This is a genomic window from Pseudomonas sp. 20P_3.2_Bac5, from assembly GCF_025466035.1.
GTDB lineage: Bacteria > Pseudomonadota > Gammaproteobacteria > Pseudomonadales > Pseudomonadaceae > Aquipseudomonas.
This window is the reverse complement of record NZ_JANLOA010000097.1, coordinates 1-17,707: the sequence shown is the minus strand read 5'-3', so window position 1 is coordinate 17,707 and position 17,707 is coordinate 1. Positions and strand designations below refer to the sequence as shown.

The window sequence follows — 17,707 nt, the reverse complement described above, 5'->3', positions numbered from 1 at the left end:
AGCTTGTCGGGGCGCCGAACCGTCGCGATGCTCTCAACGCGATTTCAACTTTTCCAACCGCCCATCCTTCACTTCCCACAACCGGTTGATCCAGCGCTGGAACTCCGCCCGGTACACCTCATCCTGGTCATAGCTGCGACCGAGGAAATCCTCTGGAATCGCCAGTTCCTCGAACTGCACGACGATCCGCCGCACCCGTCCGCACAACAGATCCCAGAACCCCGGCGCGCCCTCGGGGTAGTGGATGGTCACGTCGATGATCGACTCCAGTTGGTCACCCATCGCATCCAGCACGAAGGCAATGCCGCCGGCCTTGGGCTTGAGCAGGTGCTTGAACGGTGACTGCTGCTGGCGATGCTTGGCCGCGGTGAAGCGGGTGCCCTCGGCGAAGTTGAAGATCGCCGTGGGTTTGCCGCGGAATTTCGCGCAGGTCTTGCGGGTGGTTTCCAGGTCCTTGCCGCGTTTTTCCGGGTGCTTGTCCAGGTACGCCTTGCTGTAGCGCTTCATGAACGGAAAGCCTAGCGCCCACCAGGCCAGGCCAATCACCGGCACCCAGATCAGCACCTGCTTGAGAAAGAATTTCAGCGGCCGGATGCGCCGGTTGAGCACGTATTGCAGCACCAGGATATCGACCCAGCTCTGGTGATTGCTGGTGACCAGGTAGCTGTGCTGGTAGTCCAGCCCGGCCAGGCCCTCGACCTGCCATTGGGTGTTGCCGATCAGATTGATCCAGGCGTTGTTGTTGCTGATCCAGGTTTCGTGGATACGCCGCATCAGTTCGTCGGTGATCCGCTGCGCCGCCGCGAGCGGCAGGCACAGCTTGAACAGGCTGACGATGAACAACGGCGTGCAGCAGACAATAGTGTTGAGCCCCAGCAGCAGTGAGGCGATGACTCCGCGCACTGGCGCGGGCAGGGAAGCGAGCATGGGTCAGTCGTCCATCGAGCGGTTGGCCTGGATTGCGGTCAGGGCGATGGTGTAGACGATGTCGTCCACCTGGGCGCCCCGCGGCAGGTCGTTTACCGGTTTGCGCAGCCCTTGCAGCATCGGCCCGAGGCTGACGCAATCGGCGCTGCGCTGCACCGCCTTGTGGGTGGTGTTGCCGGTGTTCAGGTCGGGGAACACGAACACCGTGGCGCGACCGGCCACCTGGCTGTTGGGCGCCAGTTGCCGGGCGATATCCTGGTTGGCGGCGGCGTCGTACTGCAACGGGCCGTCGATCAGCAGGCCACGCTGGGTTTCCTGGGCGAGCAGGGTCGCTTCGCGGACCTTTTCCACTTCTTCGCCGCTGGCCGAATCACCGCTGGAATAGCTGATCATCGCCACCCGCGGCGCGATACCGAAGGCTTCGGCGGAGTCGGCGCTCTGCAGGGCGATTTCCGCCAGTTCCGCGGCGCTCGGGTGCGGGTTCATCACGCAGTCGCCGTACACCAGCACCTGCTCCGGGAAGAGCATGAAGAACACCGACGACACCAGGCTGCAGCCCGGCGCCGTCTTGATCAGTTGCAGGGCGGGGCGGATGGTGTTGGCGGTGGAATGGACCAGCCCGGAAACCAGGCCGTCCACTTCGTCCAGCGCCAGCATCATGGTGCCGATCACGACCGGGTCTTCCAGTTGCTGCTCGGCCATCGGCGCGTTCAGGCTCTTGCTCTTGCGCAGGCTGACCATCGGTTCGACGTAGCGCTCGCGGATCAGGTCCGGGTCGAGAATCTCCAGCCCCTCCGGCAGGGTGATGCCTTGCGCACGGGCCACGGCCTGGACGTCATCCGGCTTGGCCAGCAGCACGCAACGGGCGATGCCGCGGGCCTGACAGATGGCGGCGGCCTGCACGGTCATCGGCTCGGCGCCTTCGGGCAGGACGATGCGTTTGTCGGCGGCCTGGGCCTGCTGGATCAGCCGGTAGCGGAACACCGCCGGCGACAGGCGCATCTCCCGCGGCGTGCCGCAGCGCTGGTGCAGCCAGTCGGCTTCCAGGTGGCTGGCGACGAAGTCGGTGATGATTTCCGCGCGCTCGCGGTCATCCACCGGGATTTCCTTGTTCAGGCCGTTGAGCTGGTTGGCGGTGTCGTAGGAGCCGGTGCTCACCGAGAGGATCGGCAGGCCGGCAAGCAGGGCGCCCTGGCAGAGTTCGAGGATGCGCGGGTCGGGCTTGCTGTCGCTGGTCAGCAGCAGGCCGGCCAGCGGCACGCCGTTGATCGCCGCGAGGCTCACGGCGAGGATGATGTCGTCGCGGTCGCCGGGGGTCACCACCAGGGTGCCGGGCTTGAGCAACGGCACGGTATTGGCCACGGTGCGGGCGCAGATGATGATCTTGTTCATGCGCCGGGTTTCGTAGTCGCCGGCGTTGAGCACCTGGGCGCCGAGCAGGTCGGCGACGTCACGGGTGCGCGGGTCGTTGAGCCCTTCCTGGAACGGAATGCAGCCGAGCAGGCGGAAGTCGCCGCTGCGCAGCAACGGCGAGTGCTCGCGCAGGCGGCGGGCGAACTCGGTGATGCTGTCGTCGCTGCGCACCTTGTTGAGGATCACGCCGAGGACTTTCGGGTCCTTGGGGCCGCCGAACAGTTGCGCCTGCAACTCGACCCGGCCGGACAGCTCGGCGAGCACGTCGTTTTCCGGCGCGGAGACCAGGATCACCTCGGCGTCGAGGCTCTTGGCCAGGTGCTGGTTGACCCGCGCGGCATAGCTGGCGTGCCGGGTCGGGACCATGCCTTCGACCACCAGCACGTCCTTGTCGACGCAGGCCTGTTGATAAAGGGTGATGATTTCTTCGAGCAATTCATCCAGTTGGCCGTCGCCGAGCATGCGCTCGACATGGCCCAGGCTCAGTGGCTTGGGCGGCCTCAGGCCGTGGGTGCGCGAAACCAGTTCGGTGGAGCGTTCAGGGCCGGTGTCGCCGGGGTGCGGCTGGGCGATCGGCTTGAAGAAGCCGACCTTCAGGCCAGCCCGCTCCAGCGTGCGGACCAGGCCGAGGCTGATGGAGGTCAGGCCGACGCCGAAGTCGGTCGGCGCGATGAAAAAAGTCTGCATGCGAGCTTCTCGAAATGAGCTGTGCAAAAGAGTCAATTGACAAGGGTATCGCTATCGACCCCCTGAGCGCACCAGCCGCAGGCAAAAGGCTGGCCAATGCGGCGTTGACGCTCGGCGGCGTCGAGCACCCAGGCCCGCGATTGCCACGGCGGCTGGTGGCGCAGGTGCTGGGTGTGAGCGCAGGACAATTCGGCGACCCAGTGGCCGTCTTCGTCCTGATGAAACCCGGTAATCCGGCTGACCCGTCTGTCCGGGTTGCGTTCGCTTTCAGGCGAGGCGTTGGTTACACTTGCTCGCTCAACATTCTTATGCAAAAGGTCTCGCCCCATGCTGATTGCCGCCAATAAGGCTGTCTCCATCGACTATACCCTGACCAACGACGCTGGTGAGGTCATCGACAGCTCCGCCGGCGGCGCCCCGCTGGTGTACCTGCACGGTGCCGGCAACATCATCCCGGGCCTGGAAAAAGCCCTGGAAGGCAAAGGCGCCGATGAAGAGCTGGACGTCACCATCGAGCCGGAAGACGCTTACGGCGAATACCTGGCCGAGCTGGTCAGCACCCTGAACCGCAGCATGTTCGAAGGTGTCGACCAACTGGAAGTTGGCATGCAGTTCCACGCTTCGGCGCCGGATGGCCAGATGCAGATCGTCACCATTCGCGACCTGGACGGCGACGACGTTACCGTCGACGGCAACCACCCACTGGCTGGCCAGCGCCTGAACTTCAAGGTCAAGGTCGTCAGCATCCGTGATGCCAGCGAAGAAGAAATCGCTCATGGCCACGTCCATGGCGAAGGTGGCCATCACCACTGATTTTCTGCGCTAAGCTCAGAAAGTCGCGAAGGCGCCTTGGCCCTTCCGTCGTGCAACCCGCAAGGGGGCATGCGGCAGGCCGGGCGCCTTTTTAGTGGGCCGCATCCGTGCGGTGACCGGCAGGGATCTGTAGAGGGGAGTACGTCATGAGTGCATTTCACGACCTGAAGTTGCAGGCATTGGACGGCAAGGAACTGTCCTTGGCGCCGTTCAAGGGGCAGGTGGTGCTGGTAGTCAATGTCGCCTCCAAGTGTGGTCTGACACCGCAATACGCCGCGCTGGAAAATCTCTATCAGCAGTACAAGGGCAAGGGCTTCAATGTGCTGGGCCTGCCGTGCAACCAGTTCGCCGGGCAAGAGCCGGGCAGCGAGGCGGAGATCGCCGAGTTCTGCAGCCTCAACTACGGTGTGAGCTTCCCGCTGGGCAGCAAGCTGGAGGTCAACGGGCCGCATCGGCATGCGCTGTATCGGCTGCTGGCGGGCGAAGGCGCCGAGTTTCCGGGGGACATCACCTGGAACTTCGAGAAATTCCTGGTGGGCAAGGACGGGCGCGTACTGGCGCGCTTCTCGCCGCGGACCGCGCCGGATGATCCGACGGTGGTGCAGGCGATCGAGAAGGCGCTGGCCTGAGTCTTTGCTGGCCTTGGGGCGCCGAACCGCAGCGATGAGGCCCCCAGGACCACCATCAGACCTTTACCGCAAAATCACCCAAATCAATAGTACTGGGCCCTCCCTCAACCCCACCCTATCCTCAAGCGCTCTTGCCACCCCACGGAGCGCCACATGTCCGCCAACCCCTTGTTCACCCCCTTCCAACTGGGCGCCCTGGAGCTGCCGACCCGCGTGGTCATGGCGCCGATGACCCGCACCTTCTGCCCCGGCGGCGTGCCCCACGCCCAGGTGGTGGACTACTACCGTCGCCGCGCCGCGGCCGGTGTCGGCCTGATCATCACCGAAGGCACCACGGTCGGGCACAAGGCTGCCAATGGCTACCCCAACGTGCCGCGTTTCTACGGTGAAGACGCCCTGGCCGGCTGGAAGAAGGTGGTCGAGGCCGTGCACGCCGAGGGCGGGCGCATTGTTCCGCAACTCTGGCACGTGGGTAGCGTGCGCCGCATCGGCACCGAGCCGGATGCCAGCGTGCCGGGCTATGGCCCGAGCGAGAAACTCAAGGATGGCCAGGAAGTGGTCCACGGTATGACCCACGAGGACATCCAGGACGTCATCGCCGCCTTCGCCCAGGCGGCCCGCGACGCCAAGGCCATCGGCATGGACGGCGTGGAAATCCACGGCGCCCACGGTTACCTGGTCGACCAGTTCTTCTGGGAAACCAGCAACCGCCGCGACGACGAATACGGCGGCGACCTGGCCGGCCGTTCGCGCTTCGCCATCGAACTGATCCAGGCCGTCCGTGCCGCCGTCGGTCCGGATTTCCCGATCATCTTCCGCTTCTCGCAGTGGAAACAGCAGGACTACACCGCGCGCCTGGTGACCACGCCCGAGGCGCTGGAGGCTTTCCTCAAGCCGCTGTCCGACGCCGGCGTGGACATTTTCCATTGCTCGACCCGGCGCTTCTGGGAGCCGGAGTTCGACGGCTCGCCGCTCAACCTGGCCGGCTGGACCCGCCAGCTTACCGGCAAGCCGACCATCACGGTCGGCAGCGTCGGGCTCGACGGCGAGTTCCTGCAGTTCATGGTGGACACCGACAAAGTGGCGCAGCCGGCCAGTCTGGAAAACCTGCTGCAGCGCCTGAACAACGAGGAGTTCGACCTGGTGGCGGTCGGCCGTGCGCTGCTGGTGGACCCGGATTGGGCCGCCAAGGTACGCGATGGCCGGGAAGCCGAGATCCTGCCGTTCAGCCGTGAGGCGCTGACGAGCCTGGTTTGACCAACACGCTCCGGTCGCTGTGGGCCGTCTGCTCGGGATGCAGCGGCTCGCAGGCATCGCGCAGGTGTTCTTCGAACTGTTCGATGATCGTCGGCCAACCCTGACGGCTGGCGTGCTGGCGGGCATTGAGGCGGACCCGACGAAGGGTCTCGCGGTCCTCCAGCAGCCAGCAGGCGGCGTCGATGAAGGCGGCCGCGTCGCCGGGCATCGCCAGCGCGCCGTTATGGCCGTGGCGGATATGCTGGCCCGCCGCGGCTTCGTCATAGGCAACCACGCCCAACCCTGACGCCAGGGCCTCCAGCACCACATTGCCGAATGTTTCGGTCAGGCTCGGAAACAGAAAGATATCCCCAGAGGCATAGTGCTCGGCCAGGTGTTCGCCGCGTTGCGGGCCGCAGAACACCGCATCCGGCAATTGCTCCTGCAACGCCGCCCATTGCGGGCCGTCACCGACGATCACCAGGCGCATGCGCCGCTGTGGATATTTCTGCTGCAACACTTCCAGGCTGCGCCCGAGCATGCCCAGGTTTTTCTCCGCGGCCAGGCGGCCGACATACAGCAGGGCGATATCGTTTTCGCCCAGGCCCCACTGTTCGCGCAAGGCCGGATTGCGTCGTGCCGGGTTGAACAGACAGCCGTCGACGCCGCGAGACAGCAGCGTCAGGCGTTCGAAGCCGCGGCGTTCCAGGTTCAGGCGTTGGCTCGGGCTGGGCACCAGGGTGCTGTGGGTGCGGTGATGGAACCAGCGCAGGTAGTGCGTCAGGGCGCGGGCCAGCAAGCCCAGGCCGTACTGGCTGGAATACTGCTGGAAATTGGTGTGGAAGCCGCTGACCACGGCAATTCCCAGGCGCCGCGCGGCACGCAAGGCGCTCAGGCCAAGCGGGCCTTCGGTGGCGATGTAGAGCACGTCCGGCCGGTCCCGCCGCCAGCGTCGCAGCAGCTTGTGCATCGACACTTGTCCCCACTGCAACCCCGGATAGCCGGGCAACGGCCAGCCGCGGCAAAGCAGTTGGTCGCTGTCGGCCTGCCCCGGCGGGTCATCGCTTTGCCGCGGGCGCACCAGCTCGACCCGGTGGCCGCGCTGGCGCAGGCCTTCGCTGAGGCGACCAAGGGTATTGGCCACGCCATTGATTTCCGGTGGGAAGGTTTCACTGATTAGGGTGATATGCAGCGGGAGTGTTGTCATGATGGCCAGTCTCCGGCGACCAAATTGCGCCGGTATGACATTCTGGTGACGTATCCGTGACGCCCGATCCCTAGCGTTTCCGGACCGCGAAATATTCCCGGTTTTACTGCTCAAGAATGGCCACCTGTCAGCCGATAAAAGCGACATTCCGAATGACGATTTCGCTCCAGGAGAGCGTTGATGTTCAACAGCAAATTGAAAAAAGAAGTTCTCGAATTACGCGAAGAACTGATGTCCCTGGAACAGGTAAAAGGCAGCCTCGACAGTGAAATGCTGGTGCTTCAACTAGACCCCAACGGGCGCATCGAGTCGGTGAATGGCAACTTCGAAAGAGAGATGCTGTACAACAGTTCGCAACTGCTAGGTCGGCATATCGAGGAGATCGTCCCCGATCACGTCAAACCGCTGGATTTCTATCAGCGCATGCGCCATGCAATCAACCGTGCTGAACACCTCAACGGTGCTTTCCGCCTGCTGCGGGGCAATGGCGAGGAAGCCTGGTTGCGTTCGATCCTGCAGCCGGTGAAAAACAGCGATGGCCGCGTCAAGTATTTCACCCTGCACTCCAGCGACCTGACCCGCACCATCGAAAGCTCCCGCGAGCACGAAAGCCTGATCAAGGCACTCATGCGCTCCACCGCGGTGATCGAGTTCAACCTCAATGGCGAGGTGCTCAACGCCAACGACCGTTTCCTGCGCACCATGGGCTACACCCTTGAGCAAGTGCGCGGCAAACATCACCGTATGTTCTGCGAGCCGGAAGAGTACAACTCCGCCACCTACCAGGCGTTCTGGGAGAAGCTGCGTCGCGGTGAATTCGTCGCCGAGCGCTTCAAGCGCATCGATGCCCATGGCCGTACCGTGTGGCTGGAGGCCTCGTACAACCCGATCATCGACGCCCATGACGTGCTCTACAAAGTGGTCAAGTTCGCCACCGTGATCACCGAGCAGGTCAACCAGGAAAACGCGGTCGCGCAGGCGGCCGATATCGCCTACAGCAACTCGGTCGCCACCGATGAGAGTGCACGTCGTGCCACTGAAGTCGTGACCCAGACCGTGGAAGTGATGCGCGGGCTGGAAACCTACATGCAGGACGCCGCCAGCGGCATCGAAGCGCTGGACAAGCAGTCGCAGATCATCGGTTCGATCATCAAGACCATCAGCGACATCGCTGGCCAGACCAACCTGCTGGCGCTCAACGCCGCCATCGAGGCAGCCCGCGCCGGCGAGCAGGGCCGCGGCTTTGCCGTGGTTGCCGACGAAGTCCGCCAACTGGCCTCGCGTACCAGCAGCGCCACCGAGGAAATCGCCCGCGTGGTGCAGCAGAACGAGCAACTGGCCAAGGCCGCGGTGGACATCATCGACAGCAGCAAGCGTCAGGCCGAACAGGGCCTGGCCCTGGCCGGGCAGACCGGCACGGTGATCGTCGAGATCCAGGACGGCGCGCAGAAAGTGGTGAATGCGGTAGGACAGTTCTCCAACCAGCTCAAGTAAGGGCGGGAGAACGATGGCCGGTGCGCAAGGCACCGGCCATGGCGGGGATCAGGTGCGCTCGCGCACCCAGAACAACGTGGCGCCAGCCACGGCGGCCGGCATCATCAGGATATTCACGAACGGAATCATCAGCGCCAGGTAGGTAATCCCGCCAAACCCCAGCGATTGCCAGCGTTTTTGCCGCAGCCAGGCGAGCATGTCCTGCCAGCTCATCTTGTTGTTGTCCGCGGGGTAGTCGATGTACTGGATCGCCATCATCCAGATACCGAACAGCAGCCACAGCGGCGCGGCAACGATGTTCACCACCGGGATCAGCGACAGAATGAACAGCGCCAGCGCGCGCGGCACGAAGTAGCCGAGCTTGCGCATTTCGCGACCCAGGGTGCGCGGCACCATGGCGGTCAGTTCGCCCCAACTGAAGGGCGGGAATTCATCCTTGCCACGCAGCACCACTTCGACCTTTTCCGCGAGAAAACCGTTGAAGGGGGCGGCGATGATGTTCGCCAGCAAGGTGAAGGTGAAGAACACCATCAGCGCCACCAGGACCACGAACAGCGGCCAGAGCACATAGCTGAGAAAGCTCAGCCAGCTCGGCAGGGTGGGCATCAGTGCATCGACCCACAGGCTGAACTGATGGCCGGCGAGATAGATCAGGCCGACGAACAACAGCAGGTTGATCGCCAGCGGCAGCAGCACGAACAACCGCAATCCGGGGCTCAGGACCAGTTTCAGGCCCTCGCGCAGGTACTGTGGACCGGAAAGGACAGGGGCTTGCATATAAGGCTCCGAGCGATGGAAAACGCGCCGACCTTACCGAGTTTGCCGACGCGACGAAAGCCGCCTGGAAGCGGCGCAACGGGCTGTAACAAATCCTCGGAAAAGTCGCCCATAGGAAAAGAACCACGCGATGAAGGGCTATATAGAGCAAGTCTATAAGGTGGATTGTTTAAGGATATTTCCTTAATCTTTGCCCCCTCGCTACAGTGCGCACATTCTTTTTCAACGCCTTCGAATCCCTGCTTTTCAAGGAGTTCCCATGAGTATTCTGGTCAACAAGCAAGCCCCTGATTTCGATGCGGCGGCGGTGTTGGGTGACGGTTCGATCGTCGACAGCTTCAAGCTTTCTTCCCTGCGCGGCAAATACGTCGTGTTGTTCTTCTGGCCGCTGGACTTCACCTTTGTCTGCCCGTCGGAAATCATCGCCCATAACAACCGCATCGGCCGCTTCCGCGAGCTGGGCGTTGAAGTGGTTGGCGTGTCCATCGACTCGCAGTTCACCCACCACGCCTGGCGCAGCACGCCGGTGGAGAAGGGTGGCATCGGCGAAGTCGAGTTCACCATGGTCGCCGACGTCAAGCACGAAATCACCCGTGCCTACGGTGTCGAGCACGATGACGGCGTGGCGCTGCGCGCTTCGTTCCTGATCGACCAGCAAGGCGTGGTCCAGCACCAAGTGGTGAACAACCTGCCGCTGGGTCGCGAGGTCGACGAGATGATCCGCCTGGTCGAAGCCTTGCAATTTACCGAGCAGCATGGCGAAGTCTGCCCCGCCGGCTGGCGTCCGGGCCAGAAAGGCATGAAGGCTGACGCCAAGGGCGTCGCCGACTACCTGGCGGAAAACGCCAAGAGCCTGTAAGGCTTCGCTTCAACGGTTTTCAGGACCTGCAGCCATAAGCCTTCCCCAAGTGCTTTGCAGGTTCTTTTTTATTCCCGCCGGTGATCCCGGCGTTACGGGGCCGGCAATGCATCGCCGGCCCGACAGGAGCGTGTCATGTCTGAAGTACGTCATTCGCGAGTCATCATCCTCGGTTCCGGCCCTGCCGGTTACAGCGCTGCTGTCTATGCCGCCCGTGCCAACCTGAAGCCGCTGCTGATCACCGGCATGCAGGCTGGCGGCCAACTGACCACCACCACCGAAGTCGACAACTGGCCGGGCGACCCCCATGGCCTGACCGGCCCGGCGCTGATGCAACGCATGCAGGAACACGCCGAGCGTTTCGAGACTGAAATCGTCTTCGACCACATCAATGAAGTCGCGCTGCAGCAGAAGCCGTTCACCCTCAAGGGCGACAGCGGCACCTACACCTGCGACGCACTGATCATCGCCACCGGCGCCAGCGCGCGTTACCTGGGCCTGCCGTCGGAAGAAACGTTCATGGGCAAAGGCGTTTCCGCCTGCGCGACCTGCGACGGTTTCTTCTACCGCAACAAGCCGGTCGCCGTGGTCGGCGGCGGCAACACCGCTGTTGAAGAAGCGCTGTACCTGGCCAACATCGCCAGCAAAGTGACCCTGATCCACCGTCGCGAAACCTTCCGCGCCGAGAAGATCCTGATCGACAAGCTTCACGCCCGGGTTGCCGAAGGCAAGATCGAGCTCAAGCTCAACGCCACCCTGGACGAAGTGCTGGGCGACAACATGGGTGTCACCGGTGCCCGCCTGAAGAACAACGACGGCAGCTTCGACGAGATCAAGGTCGACGGCGTGTTCATCGCCATCGGTCATACCCCGAACACCTCGCTGTTCGAAGGCCAGCTTGAACTGAAAGACGGCTACATGGTTGTGGCCGGCGGCCGTGAAGGCAACGCCACCGCCACCAACATCGAAGGCGTGTTCGCCGCTGGCGACGTGGCCGACCACGTCTACCGTCAGGCGATCACCTCGGCCGGTGCCGGCTGCATGGCCGCGCTGGATGTCGAGCGCTACCTGGATGGCCTGCAGAACGCTTCGTTCTGATCGAAAAAAAACCGCGAAGGGCCTGATGGCGCTTCGCGGTTTTTGTTTGCCCGCAGTTTGTCAGTAGACCCGCTCAAGCCCCGCTGCAGACTCCTTGCCGCGCTTGCGGCAGACGAAAATCCCCACCAGCGACACCGCCATTGCCAGCACCAGCGTGCTGGTCGCTTCGGCACGATGCTCCGGCGTTACCACCAGCACGGCCAGCGCCGCCGAGATAAACACAATCACGCCATAGGTCAGCCACGGAAACAGCCACATCTTCAAGGTGAGGCCATCGCCGTGCAGGCGCCGCATGCGCAGTTGAGAGATGGCGATCGCCAGGTACACCAGCAACGCGATCGCGCCCGAGCTGGACAGCAGGAAGTCGAACAGGCTGGCCGGTGCGAAGTGATTCAACGCCGCAATGAAGGCACCGACTGACGCGGTGATCAGCACCGCCGTGCGCGGTACGCCGTTGCCGGAGGTTCGCGCCGCCACCGCGGGCGCATCGCCGCGACGGGCGAGGGAATACAGCATGCGCGAGGCGATGTAGATCGAGGAATTCATGCAACTGGTCACGGCCACCAGCACCACCAGGTCGACGATCAGCTTGGCATGGGGAACGTCCAGCAGTTCCAGTGCCCGCTGGTAGGAACCGACGGTTGCCAGTTGCGGATCACTCCACGGCACCACGGAAATCACCACCATGATCGACAGCAGGTAGAACACGCCGATGCGCCAGATCACCGAGCGGGTGGCCTTGGCGATGTTGCGCGAAGGCTCGCCCGACTCGGCCGCGGCAATGGTCACCGACTCGGTGCCGATAAAGCTGAACATGATAGTGATGAACGCGCCGACCACCGCCGCCATGCCGTTCGGCGCGAAGCCGCCATGTTCCCGCATCAGGTTGATGAGCCCCGCGCCTTCATGGGCGGGCACCCAGCCGCTGAGCGCCATGGCGCCGAAGCCGATGAACAGGACGATCGCGGTGACCTTGAGCAAGGCGAACCAGAATTCGAACTCGCCGTACTTCGCCACGCCGAACAGGTTGGTGATGCTCAGCAACACCACCGAGGCCAGCGCATAGATCCAGGTGTCCACCCCGGGGAACCACTGGTTGAGGATATAGCCGGCCGCCAACGCCTCGATCGGCACCACCAGCACCCAGAACCACCAGTACAGCCAGCCGATGGTGAAGCCGGCCCAGGGGCCAATGGCTTTTTCGGCGTAGGTGGAGAAGGAGCCAGTGTCCGGGTTGGCCACGGCCATTTCCCCGAGCATCCGCATCACCAGCACCACCAGCGTGCCGGCCGCCAGGTAGGCCAGTATGACCGCGGGACCGGCCGCGGCAATCGCGTGCCCGGAGCCGACGAAAAGCCCGGCGCCGATGATGCCGGCGATGGATAGCATGGTGACGTGACGAGGTTTGAAACCGTTGGACAGTTGTCCGCCGCTGGAGTCGTTCAGGCTCGACATACTCTGCTCTTTTGAAGGGATTATTGGAGGCAGAGACGAAGCGACGCCGCGAAGCGTTAGGGAATCTGATGAAGCCGCTTCAAGGGACGTGCCTCTACGCGTGTTGTCATGGGCCGGGTCAGGCGTTCCGGCGGGAATACCTTACCTTGAGCGGTTGCGGGGGAATTGACCCGGTTGCGTCCCGGGGCTGTCGGATTACGACATGGAGGAGGGCGGGCATGGAGAACCCTATGGGAGCTGGCAAGCCAGCTTCCCACAGGGGGGAATTCCGGGATGGATTACAGGCTCAGCCGCATCGACAGGTCGACCGCCTTCACATCCTTGGTCATGGCGCCAATGGAGATGTAGTCCACGCCGGTTTCGGCGATCACCCGCAGGGTGCTTTCGTTGACGCCGCCGCTGGCTTCCAGCTTGGCGCGGCCGGCGGTCAGGCGCACGGCTTCGCGCATTTCATCGAGGCTCAGTTCGTCGAGCATGATGATGTCGGCACCCGCCGCCAGCGCTTGTTGCAGTTCGTCCAGGCTTTCCACTTCGACTTCCACCGGCTTGCCCGGGGCGATGCGCCGCGCCGCGGTGATCGCTTCGGCGATGCCGCCGCTGGCGGCGATGTGGTTTTCCTTGATCAGGAAGGCATCGAACAGGCCGATGCGGTGGTTGTGGCAGCCACCGCAGGTGACGGCGTATTTCTGCGCCAGGCGCAGGCCGGGCAGGGTCTTGCGGGTGTCGAGCAAACGCACTTGGGTATCGGCGACTTTGTCGGCCAGCGACTGGGCATGGGTCGCCACGCCGGACAGCAGTTGCAGGAAGTTCAGCGCGCTGCGCTCGCCGGTCAGCAGCGAGCGGGCCGGGCCTTCCAGATGGAACAGCGCCTGGTTGGCGATGGCGCGCTCGCCGTCCTGGACCTGCCAGTGCACCGCGACCCGCGGATCGAGCTGGCGAAAGACCGCATCGACCCACGCCGTACCGGCGATGACGCAGTCTTCGCGGGTAATGATGGTGGCCTTGGCCAGACGTTCAGCGGGGATCAACTGGGCGGTGATGTCGCCGTTGCCGACGTCTTCCAGCAACGCGCGGCGCACGTTGGCTTCGATTTCGGCAGTCAGATCGGCGAGGCGTAGGTTCGGCATGACAGGCTCCACAAGCTAAGTGGCGGGATTATAGGGCAGGCCGGGTGGCGCGTGCAGCAAACGGCGACGGCGGCGGCGTGGCGCGCCTTTGGTCGGGAGGGTTGAGCCTTTCACGCCGTGACCGGGTCTACAGATGGCTGATCTCGCGCCTGTCAATCACTGGCGGACGGGGAAACTTTTCAAGATAATGCGCGCCTAATATTTGGCGTCATGGCTTTGACGATTATCCAAATCCACCTTGCAAGGAGTTCGGGATGCCTAAAGACGGGAAGGTGCTGCTGTTCCGAAGCGCCGCCAGCCAGGCGTCGCCTGCGCCACTCGCTCGTCTGCCGGTCGCCCTCCTGCATGTGCGTGACAAGGCCGCGTTGCAATTGCGCCTGGCGCTGCAGGCGTTGTTCGACAACGCCGACGACACCCTGTTCGAGATGGCCGACAAGGCCGCCAGCAGCAAGGATCAGAACCTGCTTTTCGAAGCCATGCGCGACCTGCGCCACAAGCGCAACAGCATCGAGCGCGGTTTTCTCGACAGCTTCTATGCCGCCTTCATGGAGGTCGGCCACGGCGATCCGCTGGCCGCGCTGCCGGCGCGCACCTCGGCCCACGACACCCTGAGCCTGGTCGCCCGCGACGAGCTGGAACGGACGGTGGCGGTGGACGCCATGGTCGCCCGGGTCCTGGCCCGGGACGGTGTTGCCCTGGGGCAGTTGACCCTGCGCTTGAACAGCCTGCTGGAGCAGCCGCTCAACGACCGCAACAACCCGCTGGGGCCGACCCTGCTGTGTGAATACTTCCTGCGTGCCGGGCGCAGCCTTGGCGTGGGGATCAAGGTCAAGCTGATCCTGCTCAAGCTGTTCGAGCGCTATGTGCTGCGCGAGGCCGACCAGTTGTACAGCGAGGCCAACCAGTTATTGATCGCCACCGGCATCCTCCCTGAACTCAAGGCCCTGCCACGGCGCCGCGCCCAGGACCACGCGGTGCTGGAGACGCGGGCCCCGGCCAATGAGACGGACAATCCGGCCGGTGAGGTCGATGCCACCACCCAGGCCGTGTTCTCGTCCTTGCAGACCCTGCTGTCGCCCGAGCGCGGGCGTCTGGCGCCGCGCCGCGCGGCCGGGCTGCCGCCGCGGCCGATCAACAGCCGCGACTTGCTGCGGCTATTGACCCACCTGCAACAGTACGTGCCCGCCGAGCTGGAGGCGGAAGACTTCGACCTGCGCCATCACCTCGAACAACTGCTGACCCGGCTCAGCGTGCAGAGCGGGCAGGGACGGCAGATCGAGGCGGGCGACGAAGACGTGATCAACCTGATCGCCATGCTCTTCGACTTCATCCTCACCGACCGCAACCTGCCGCGCTCGTTGCGGGTGCTGATCGCTCGCCTGCAAATCCCCCTGCTCAAGGTGGCGCTGCTGGACAAGCGCTTCTTCAGCCGCGCCACGCACCCGGCGCGACGGCTGCTCAATGAAGTGGCCGATGCCGCGATGGGCTGGGACAAACGCGACGACTACCAGCGCGACAGCCTCTATCAGCGCGTGGAAATGCTGGTGCAGCGGCTGCTGGACGACTTCAACGATGACCCGGCGATCTTCACGGAGTTGCTCAACGACTTCCTCGCCTTCAACACCGACGAGCGCCGGCGCAGCGAGTTGCTGGAGCAGCGCACCCGCGATGCCGAGGAAGGCCGGACTCGCACCGAGCAGGCCCGGCGTCGGGTGCAGCAGGAACTGAACACGCGCCTGCAGGGCCAGTACCTGCCGCGGATTGTGGTGCAGGTGCTGGAAGATGCCTGGAGCCAGGTGCTGTTGCTGGCCTGGCTCAAGCACGGCGAGGACTCGACGCCGTGGCGCGAGGCCCTGATGACCATGGATGAACTGCTGTGGAGCGTTGGCCCGCTGGCGCACGCCGACGACCGCGCGCGCTTGCTGGAGCGGGTGCCCGGCTTGCTCAAGGCGCTGCGCGAGGGACTGGGTGGGGCGGCGTTCGATCCGTTCGCCACCAGCGAATTCTTCGCCTGCCTGGAGGTTCTCCACCTCAGCGCCTTCGATCCGTCGGGCGGGCAGGGCGACGCGCAAGAGGCCACCGCGCGGGTGCTGGTGCGCGATGAACTGAATCTGCGCGGGCCTGAAGACTGGTCGTCGGGCGACAGCGACGCGCACCTCGCCGAGGACGACCCGGCGCTGCTGCGGGTCGGGCAACTGCAAGCGGGCACCTGGATCGAACTCGACGACGAAGGTGAGCCGCTGCGCTGCAAGCTGATTGCCCTGTTCGACGACAGCGACCGCTATGTGTTCGTCAACCGTACCGGCCTGAAAGTCCGCGAGTGGACCGCCATGGGCCTGGCCGTGGCCCTGCAGCGCGGCGATGTGACGCTGCTGGACGACAGCCTGCTGTTCGACCGGGCGCTGGACTCGGTGGTCAGCCAGTTACAGGGCCGTCGGCACTGAGCCATCACCCACTTTTTAACGATACAGACGCTGCCGCTAGGGGCATACTTGCGCGGTGCCCTCGTGTTTCAGGACTTTTTATGCAGTTGGATCGCACTACAGGCTGGTTTGCTGGTGTCACCCATTGCCCTTCCCCCAATTTCAATGCGCGCCCCGACGGCGAGGCGATCGCCCTGCTGGTGATCCACAACATCAGCCTGCCGCCCGCGCAGTTCGCCACCGGCAAGGTCCAGGCGTTCTTTCAGAACCGCCTCGATCCTTGCGAGCATCCGTTTTTCGAGACCATCAAGGACCTGCGCGTGTCGGCGCATTTCCTGATCGAGCGCGACGGTCATGTCACCCAGTTCGTGTCGTGTCTCGACCGTGCCTGGCATGCCGGCGTCTCGCGTTTCGGCGAGCGTGAAGGCTGCAACGACTTTTCCATCGGCATCGAACTGGAGGGCACCGACGAGCTGCCGTTCACCGATGCCCAATACCGCGCGCTGGAGCAGGTGACCCGGCAATTGCGCGCGGCCTGGCCGGCCCTCGATGGCGAGGGCATCCAGGGCCACAGCGATATCGCCCCCGGCCGCAAGACCGATCCCGGCCCGGCGTTCGACTGGGCGCGCTACCGCGCCGCCCTGCGTGACAAGGAGGACTGACGATGAATTTCCTGGTGCTGTTGCTGGTGTTGTGGGTGGAGAAATTCTCCGCCCTGCGCGCACGCCTGCAACGCGACGGCTTTTTCCTGACTGAACTGGCGCGCCTGGAGCGCACCGGCAAGACCCACCCCTGGTGGATCCTGGCGATTCTCGTGCTGTTGCCGGTGGCGCTGCTGGCGCTGCTGCTGCATGTGCTGGAACCGGTGGCTTACGGACTGCTGGCCTTGCCGGTGCACGTCCTGGTGCTGATCTACAGCCTGGGCCGGGGTGATGTGAAAGCGTCGCTCGGCCCGTTCCGCGATGCCTGGCGCCGTGGTGACGAACAGGCTGCGGTGCATGTGGCCGAGCGCGACCTGAAGGTGATCGCCGACGACGAAAACAGCTTGCTGCACAAGGTTCAGGGCCACCTGCTCTGGGACGCCTGCCAGAGCTTTTTCGCGGTGATCTTCTGGTATGTGCTGCTGGGGCCTGCCGCTGCGCTGGCTTATCGTTTGCTGGCGCTGACCGCCGACAACGCCAACAACCCGGCCTTGCAGGAGCGCGCCCGGCAACTGCGCCACGCGTTCGACTGGGCGCCGGTGCGGGTGCTGGCGGCGAGCTTTGCGCTGGTGGGCAATTTTGTCGCGGTAAGCCGGGTGATGTTGCCCGAACTGCTCAACTGGCATATCGCCGCGCCACGGCTGATCAACATGGCTGGCCATGCTGCCGCAGAACTGCCCGCCACTGCGCCGGTGGGCGCGGAAGGTTTGGCGGGGCTGGATCATCTGTGGGAGTTGCTGCTGCGTTCGGCTGTGCTGTGGTATGCGTTTTTTGCCTTGTGGACAGTGTTGGGGTGAGGTTTTTCGGGGGGCGATTTTCGGCCAATCGCGAGCAAGCTCGCTCCTACAGAGATTACGAACA

16 protein-coding genes and 1 pseudogene are annotated in these 17,707 nt (G+C 64.0%); 10 read left to right on the top strand and 7 right to left on the bottom strand.

All coding sequences use genetic code 11. The annotated features are described in order from the left end of the window. Positions 1-33 precede the first annotated feature (33 nt). Genes NTD88_RS17460 through NTD88_RS17450 form a run of 3 tightly spaced genes read right to left on the bottom strand, consistent with a single transcriptional unit; the run spans position 34 to position 3,386 of the window. Positions 34-927, bottom strand: coding sequence for an acyltransferase (locus NTD88_RS17460; RefSeq protein WP_262155680.1), 894 nt, complete (start codon positions 925-927; stop codon positions 34-36). A gap of 3 nt (positions 928-930) precedes the next feature. After that, the gene (pta, locus tag NTD88_RS17455; RefSeq protein ID WP_095158583.1) at positions 931-3,027 is read right to left on the bottom strand and encodes a phosphate acetyltransferase; all 2,097 of its coding nucleotides are present in this window, start codon (positions 3,025-3,027) and stop codon (positions 931-933) included. A 32-nt stretch (positions 3,028-3,059) separates the two neighbouring features. Continuing rightward, complete coding sequence (locus NTD88_RS17450; protein ID WP_095158724.1) at positions 3,060-3,386, bottom strand: DUF3565 domain-containing protein; 327 nt, start codon at positions 3,384-3,386, stop codon at positions 3,060-3,062. Between NTD88_RS17450 and NTD88_RS17445 the strand changes: the two genes are divergently transcribed. The 3 genes from NTD88_RS17445 (at position 3,355) to NTD88_RS17435 (ending at position 5,726) form a co-directional block, all read left to right on the top strand. Beyond that, on the top strand, positions 3,355-3,840 hold the full coding sequence (locus NTD88_RS17445; RefSeq protein WP_095158582.1) for a peptidylprolyl isomerase: 486 nt from the start codon (positions 3,355-3,357) through the stop codon (positions 3,838-3,840). The two genes, NTD88_RS17450 and NTD88_RS17445, sit on opposite strands and share 32 nt — an antisense overlap. Positions 3,841-3,986: 146 nt before the next feature. Beyond that, complete coding sequence (locus tag NTD88_RS17440; RefSeq protein WP_095158581.1) at positions 3,987-4,469, top strand: glutathione peroxidase; 483 nt, start codon at positions 3,987-3,989, stop codon at positions 4,467-4,469. A gap of 153 nt (positions 4,470-4,622) precedes the next feature. Next, complete coding sequence (locus tag NTD88_RS17435; protein WP_262155679.1) at positions 4,623-5,726, top strand: NADH:flavin oxidoreductase; 1,104 nt, start codon at positions 4,623-4,625, stop codon at positions 5,724-5,726. On the opposite strand, the gene NTD88_RS17430 is transcribed toward NTD88_RS17435, so the two are convergent. Further along, entirely contained in the window at positions 5,695-6,912 is a 1,218-nt protein-coding gene (locus NTD88_RS17430; protein WP_095158579.1) for a glycosyltransferase family 4 protein, read from the bottom strand. The genes NTD88_RS17435 and NTD88_RS17430 overlap by 32 nt on opposite strands. 180 nt (positions 6,913-7,092) lie before the next feature. On the opposite strand from NTD88_RS17430, the pseudogene NTD88_RS29275 reads away from it, so the two are divergent. Next, a pseudogene (locus NTD88_RS29275) lies at positions 7,093-7,869 on the top strand (PAS domain-containing protein); the annotation flags it as partial. A 108-nt stretch (positions 7,870-7,977) separates the two neighbouring features. Further along, positions 7,978-8,406 carry a methyl-accepting chemotaxis protein gene (locus NTD88_RS29270; RefSeq protein ID WP_371864332.1) on the top strand — a complete coding sequence of 143 codons (429 nt, stop codon included), beginning with the start codon at positions 7,978-7,980 and terminating at the stop codon, positions 8,404-8,406. Positions 8,407-8,454: 48 nt separating this feature from the next. On the opposite strand, the gene cysZ is transcribed toward NTD88_RS29270, so the two are convergent. Continuing rightward, entirely contained in the window at positions 8,455-9,183 is a 729-nt protein-coding gene (cysZ, locus tag NTD88_RS17420; RefSeq protein WP_262155677.1) for a sulfate transporter CysZ, read from the bottom strand. A gap of 259 nt (positions 9,184-9,442) precedes the next feature. Here cysZ and NTD88_RS17415 point away from each other — a divergent pair, with 259 nt between their 5' ends. Both NTD88_RS17415 and trxB read left to right on the top strand, forming a co-directional pair. After that, positions 9,443-10,042, top strand: coding sequence for a peroxiredoxin (locus NTD88_RS17415; protein WP_095158576.1), 600 nt, complete (start codon positions 9,443-9,445; stop codon positions 10,040-10,042). Between the two features lie 135 nt (positions 10,043-10,177). Next, positions 10,178-11,140, top strand: a complete 963-nt coding sequence (trxB, locus tag NTD88_RS17410) for a thioredoxin-disulfide reductase (RefSeq protein WP_095158575.1) — start codon at positions 10,178-10,180, stop codon at positions 11,138-11,140. A gap of 60 nt (positions 11,141-11,200) precedes the next feature. Here the strand turns inward: trxB and NTD88_RS17405 are convergent, their stop codons facing one another. Next, positions 11,201-12,595, bottom strand: a complete 1,395-nt coding sequence (locus NTD88_RS17405) for an amino acid permease (protein WP_262155675.1) — start codon at positions 12,593-12,595, stop codon at positions 11,201-11,203. A gap of 278 nt (positions 12,596-12,873) precedes the next feature. Beyond that, positions 12,874-13,722, bottom strand: a complete 849-nt coding sequence (nadC, locus tag NTD88_RS17400; RefSeq protein ID WP_262155674.1) for a carboxylating nicotinate-nucleotide diphosphorylase — start codon at positions 13,720-13,722, stop codon at positions 12,874-12,876. Positions 13,723-13,976: 254 nt separating this feature from the next. Between nadC and NTD88_RS17395 the strand changes: the two genes are divergently transcribed. The 3 genes from NTD88_RS17395 (at position 13,977) to ampE (ending at position 17,643) form a co-directional block, all read left to right on the top strand. Then, a complete protein-coding gene (locus NTD88_RS17395; RefSeq protein WP_262155673.1) occupies positions 13,977-16,166 on the top strand; it encodes a DUF1631 domain-containing protein in 2,190 nt (729 codons plus the stop codon). Between the two features lie 80 nt (positions 16,167-16,246). Further along, positions 16,247-16,807, top strand: coding sequence for a 1,6-anhydro-N-acetylmuramyl-L-alanine amidase AmpD (ampD, locus tag NTD88_RS17390; protein ID WP_262155672.1), 561 nt, complete (start codon positions 16,247-16,249; stop codon positions 16,805-16,807). A gap of 2 nt (positions 16,808-16,809) precedes the next feature. Then, a complete protein-coding gene (gene ampE, locus NTD88_RS17385) occupies positions 16,810-17,643 on the top strand; it encodes a regulatory signaling modulator protein AmpE (RefSeq protein WP_262128039.1) in 834 nt (277 codons plus the stop codon). The last annotated feature ends 64 nt before the right edge of the window (positions 17,644-17,707 follow it).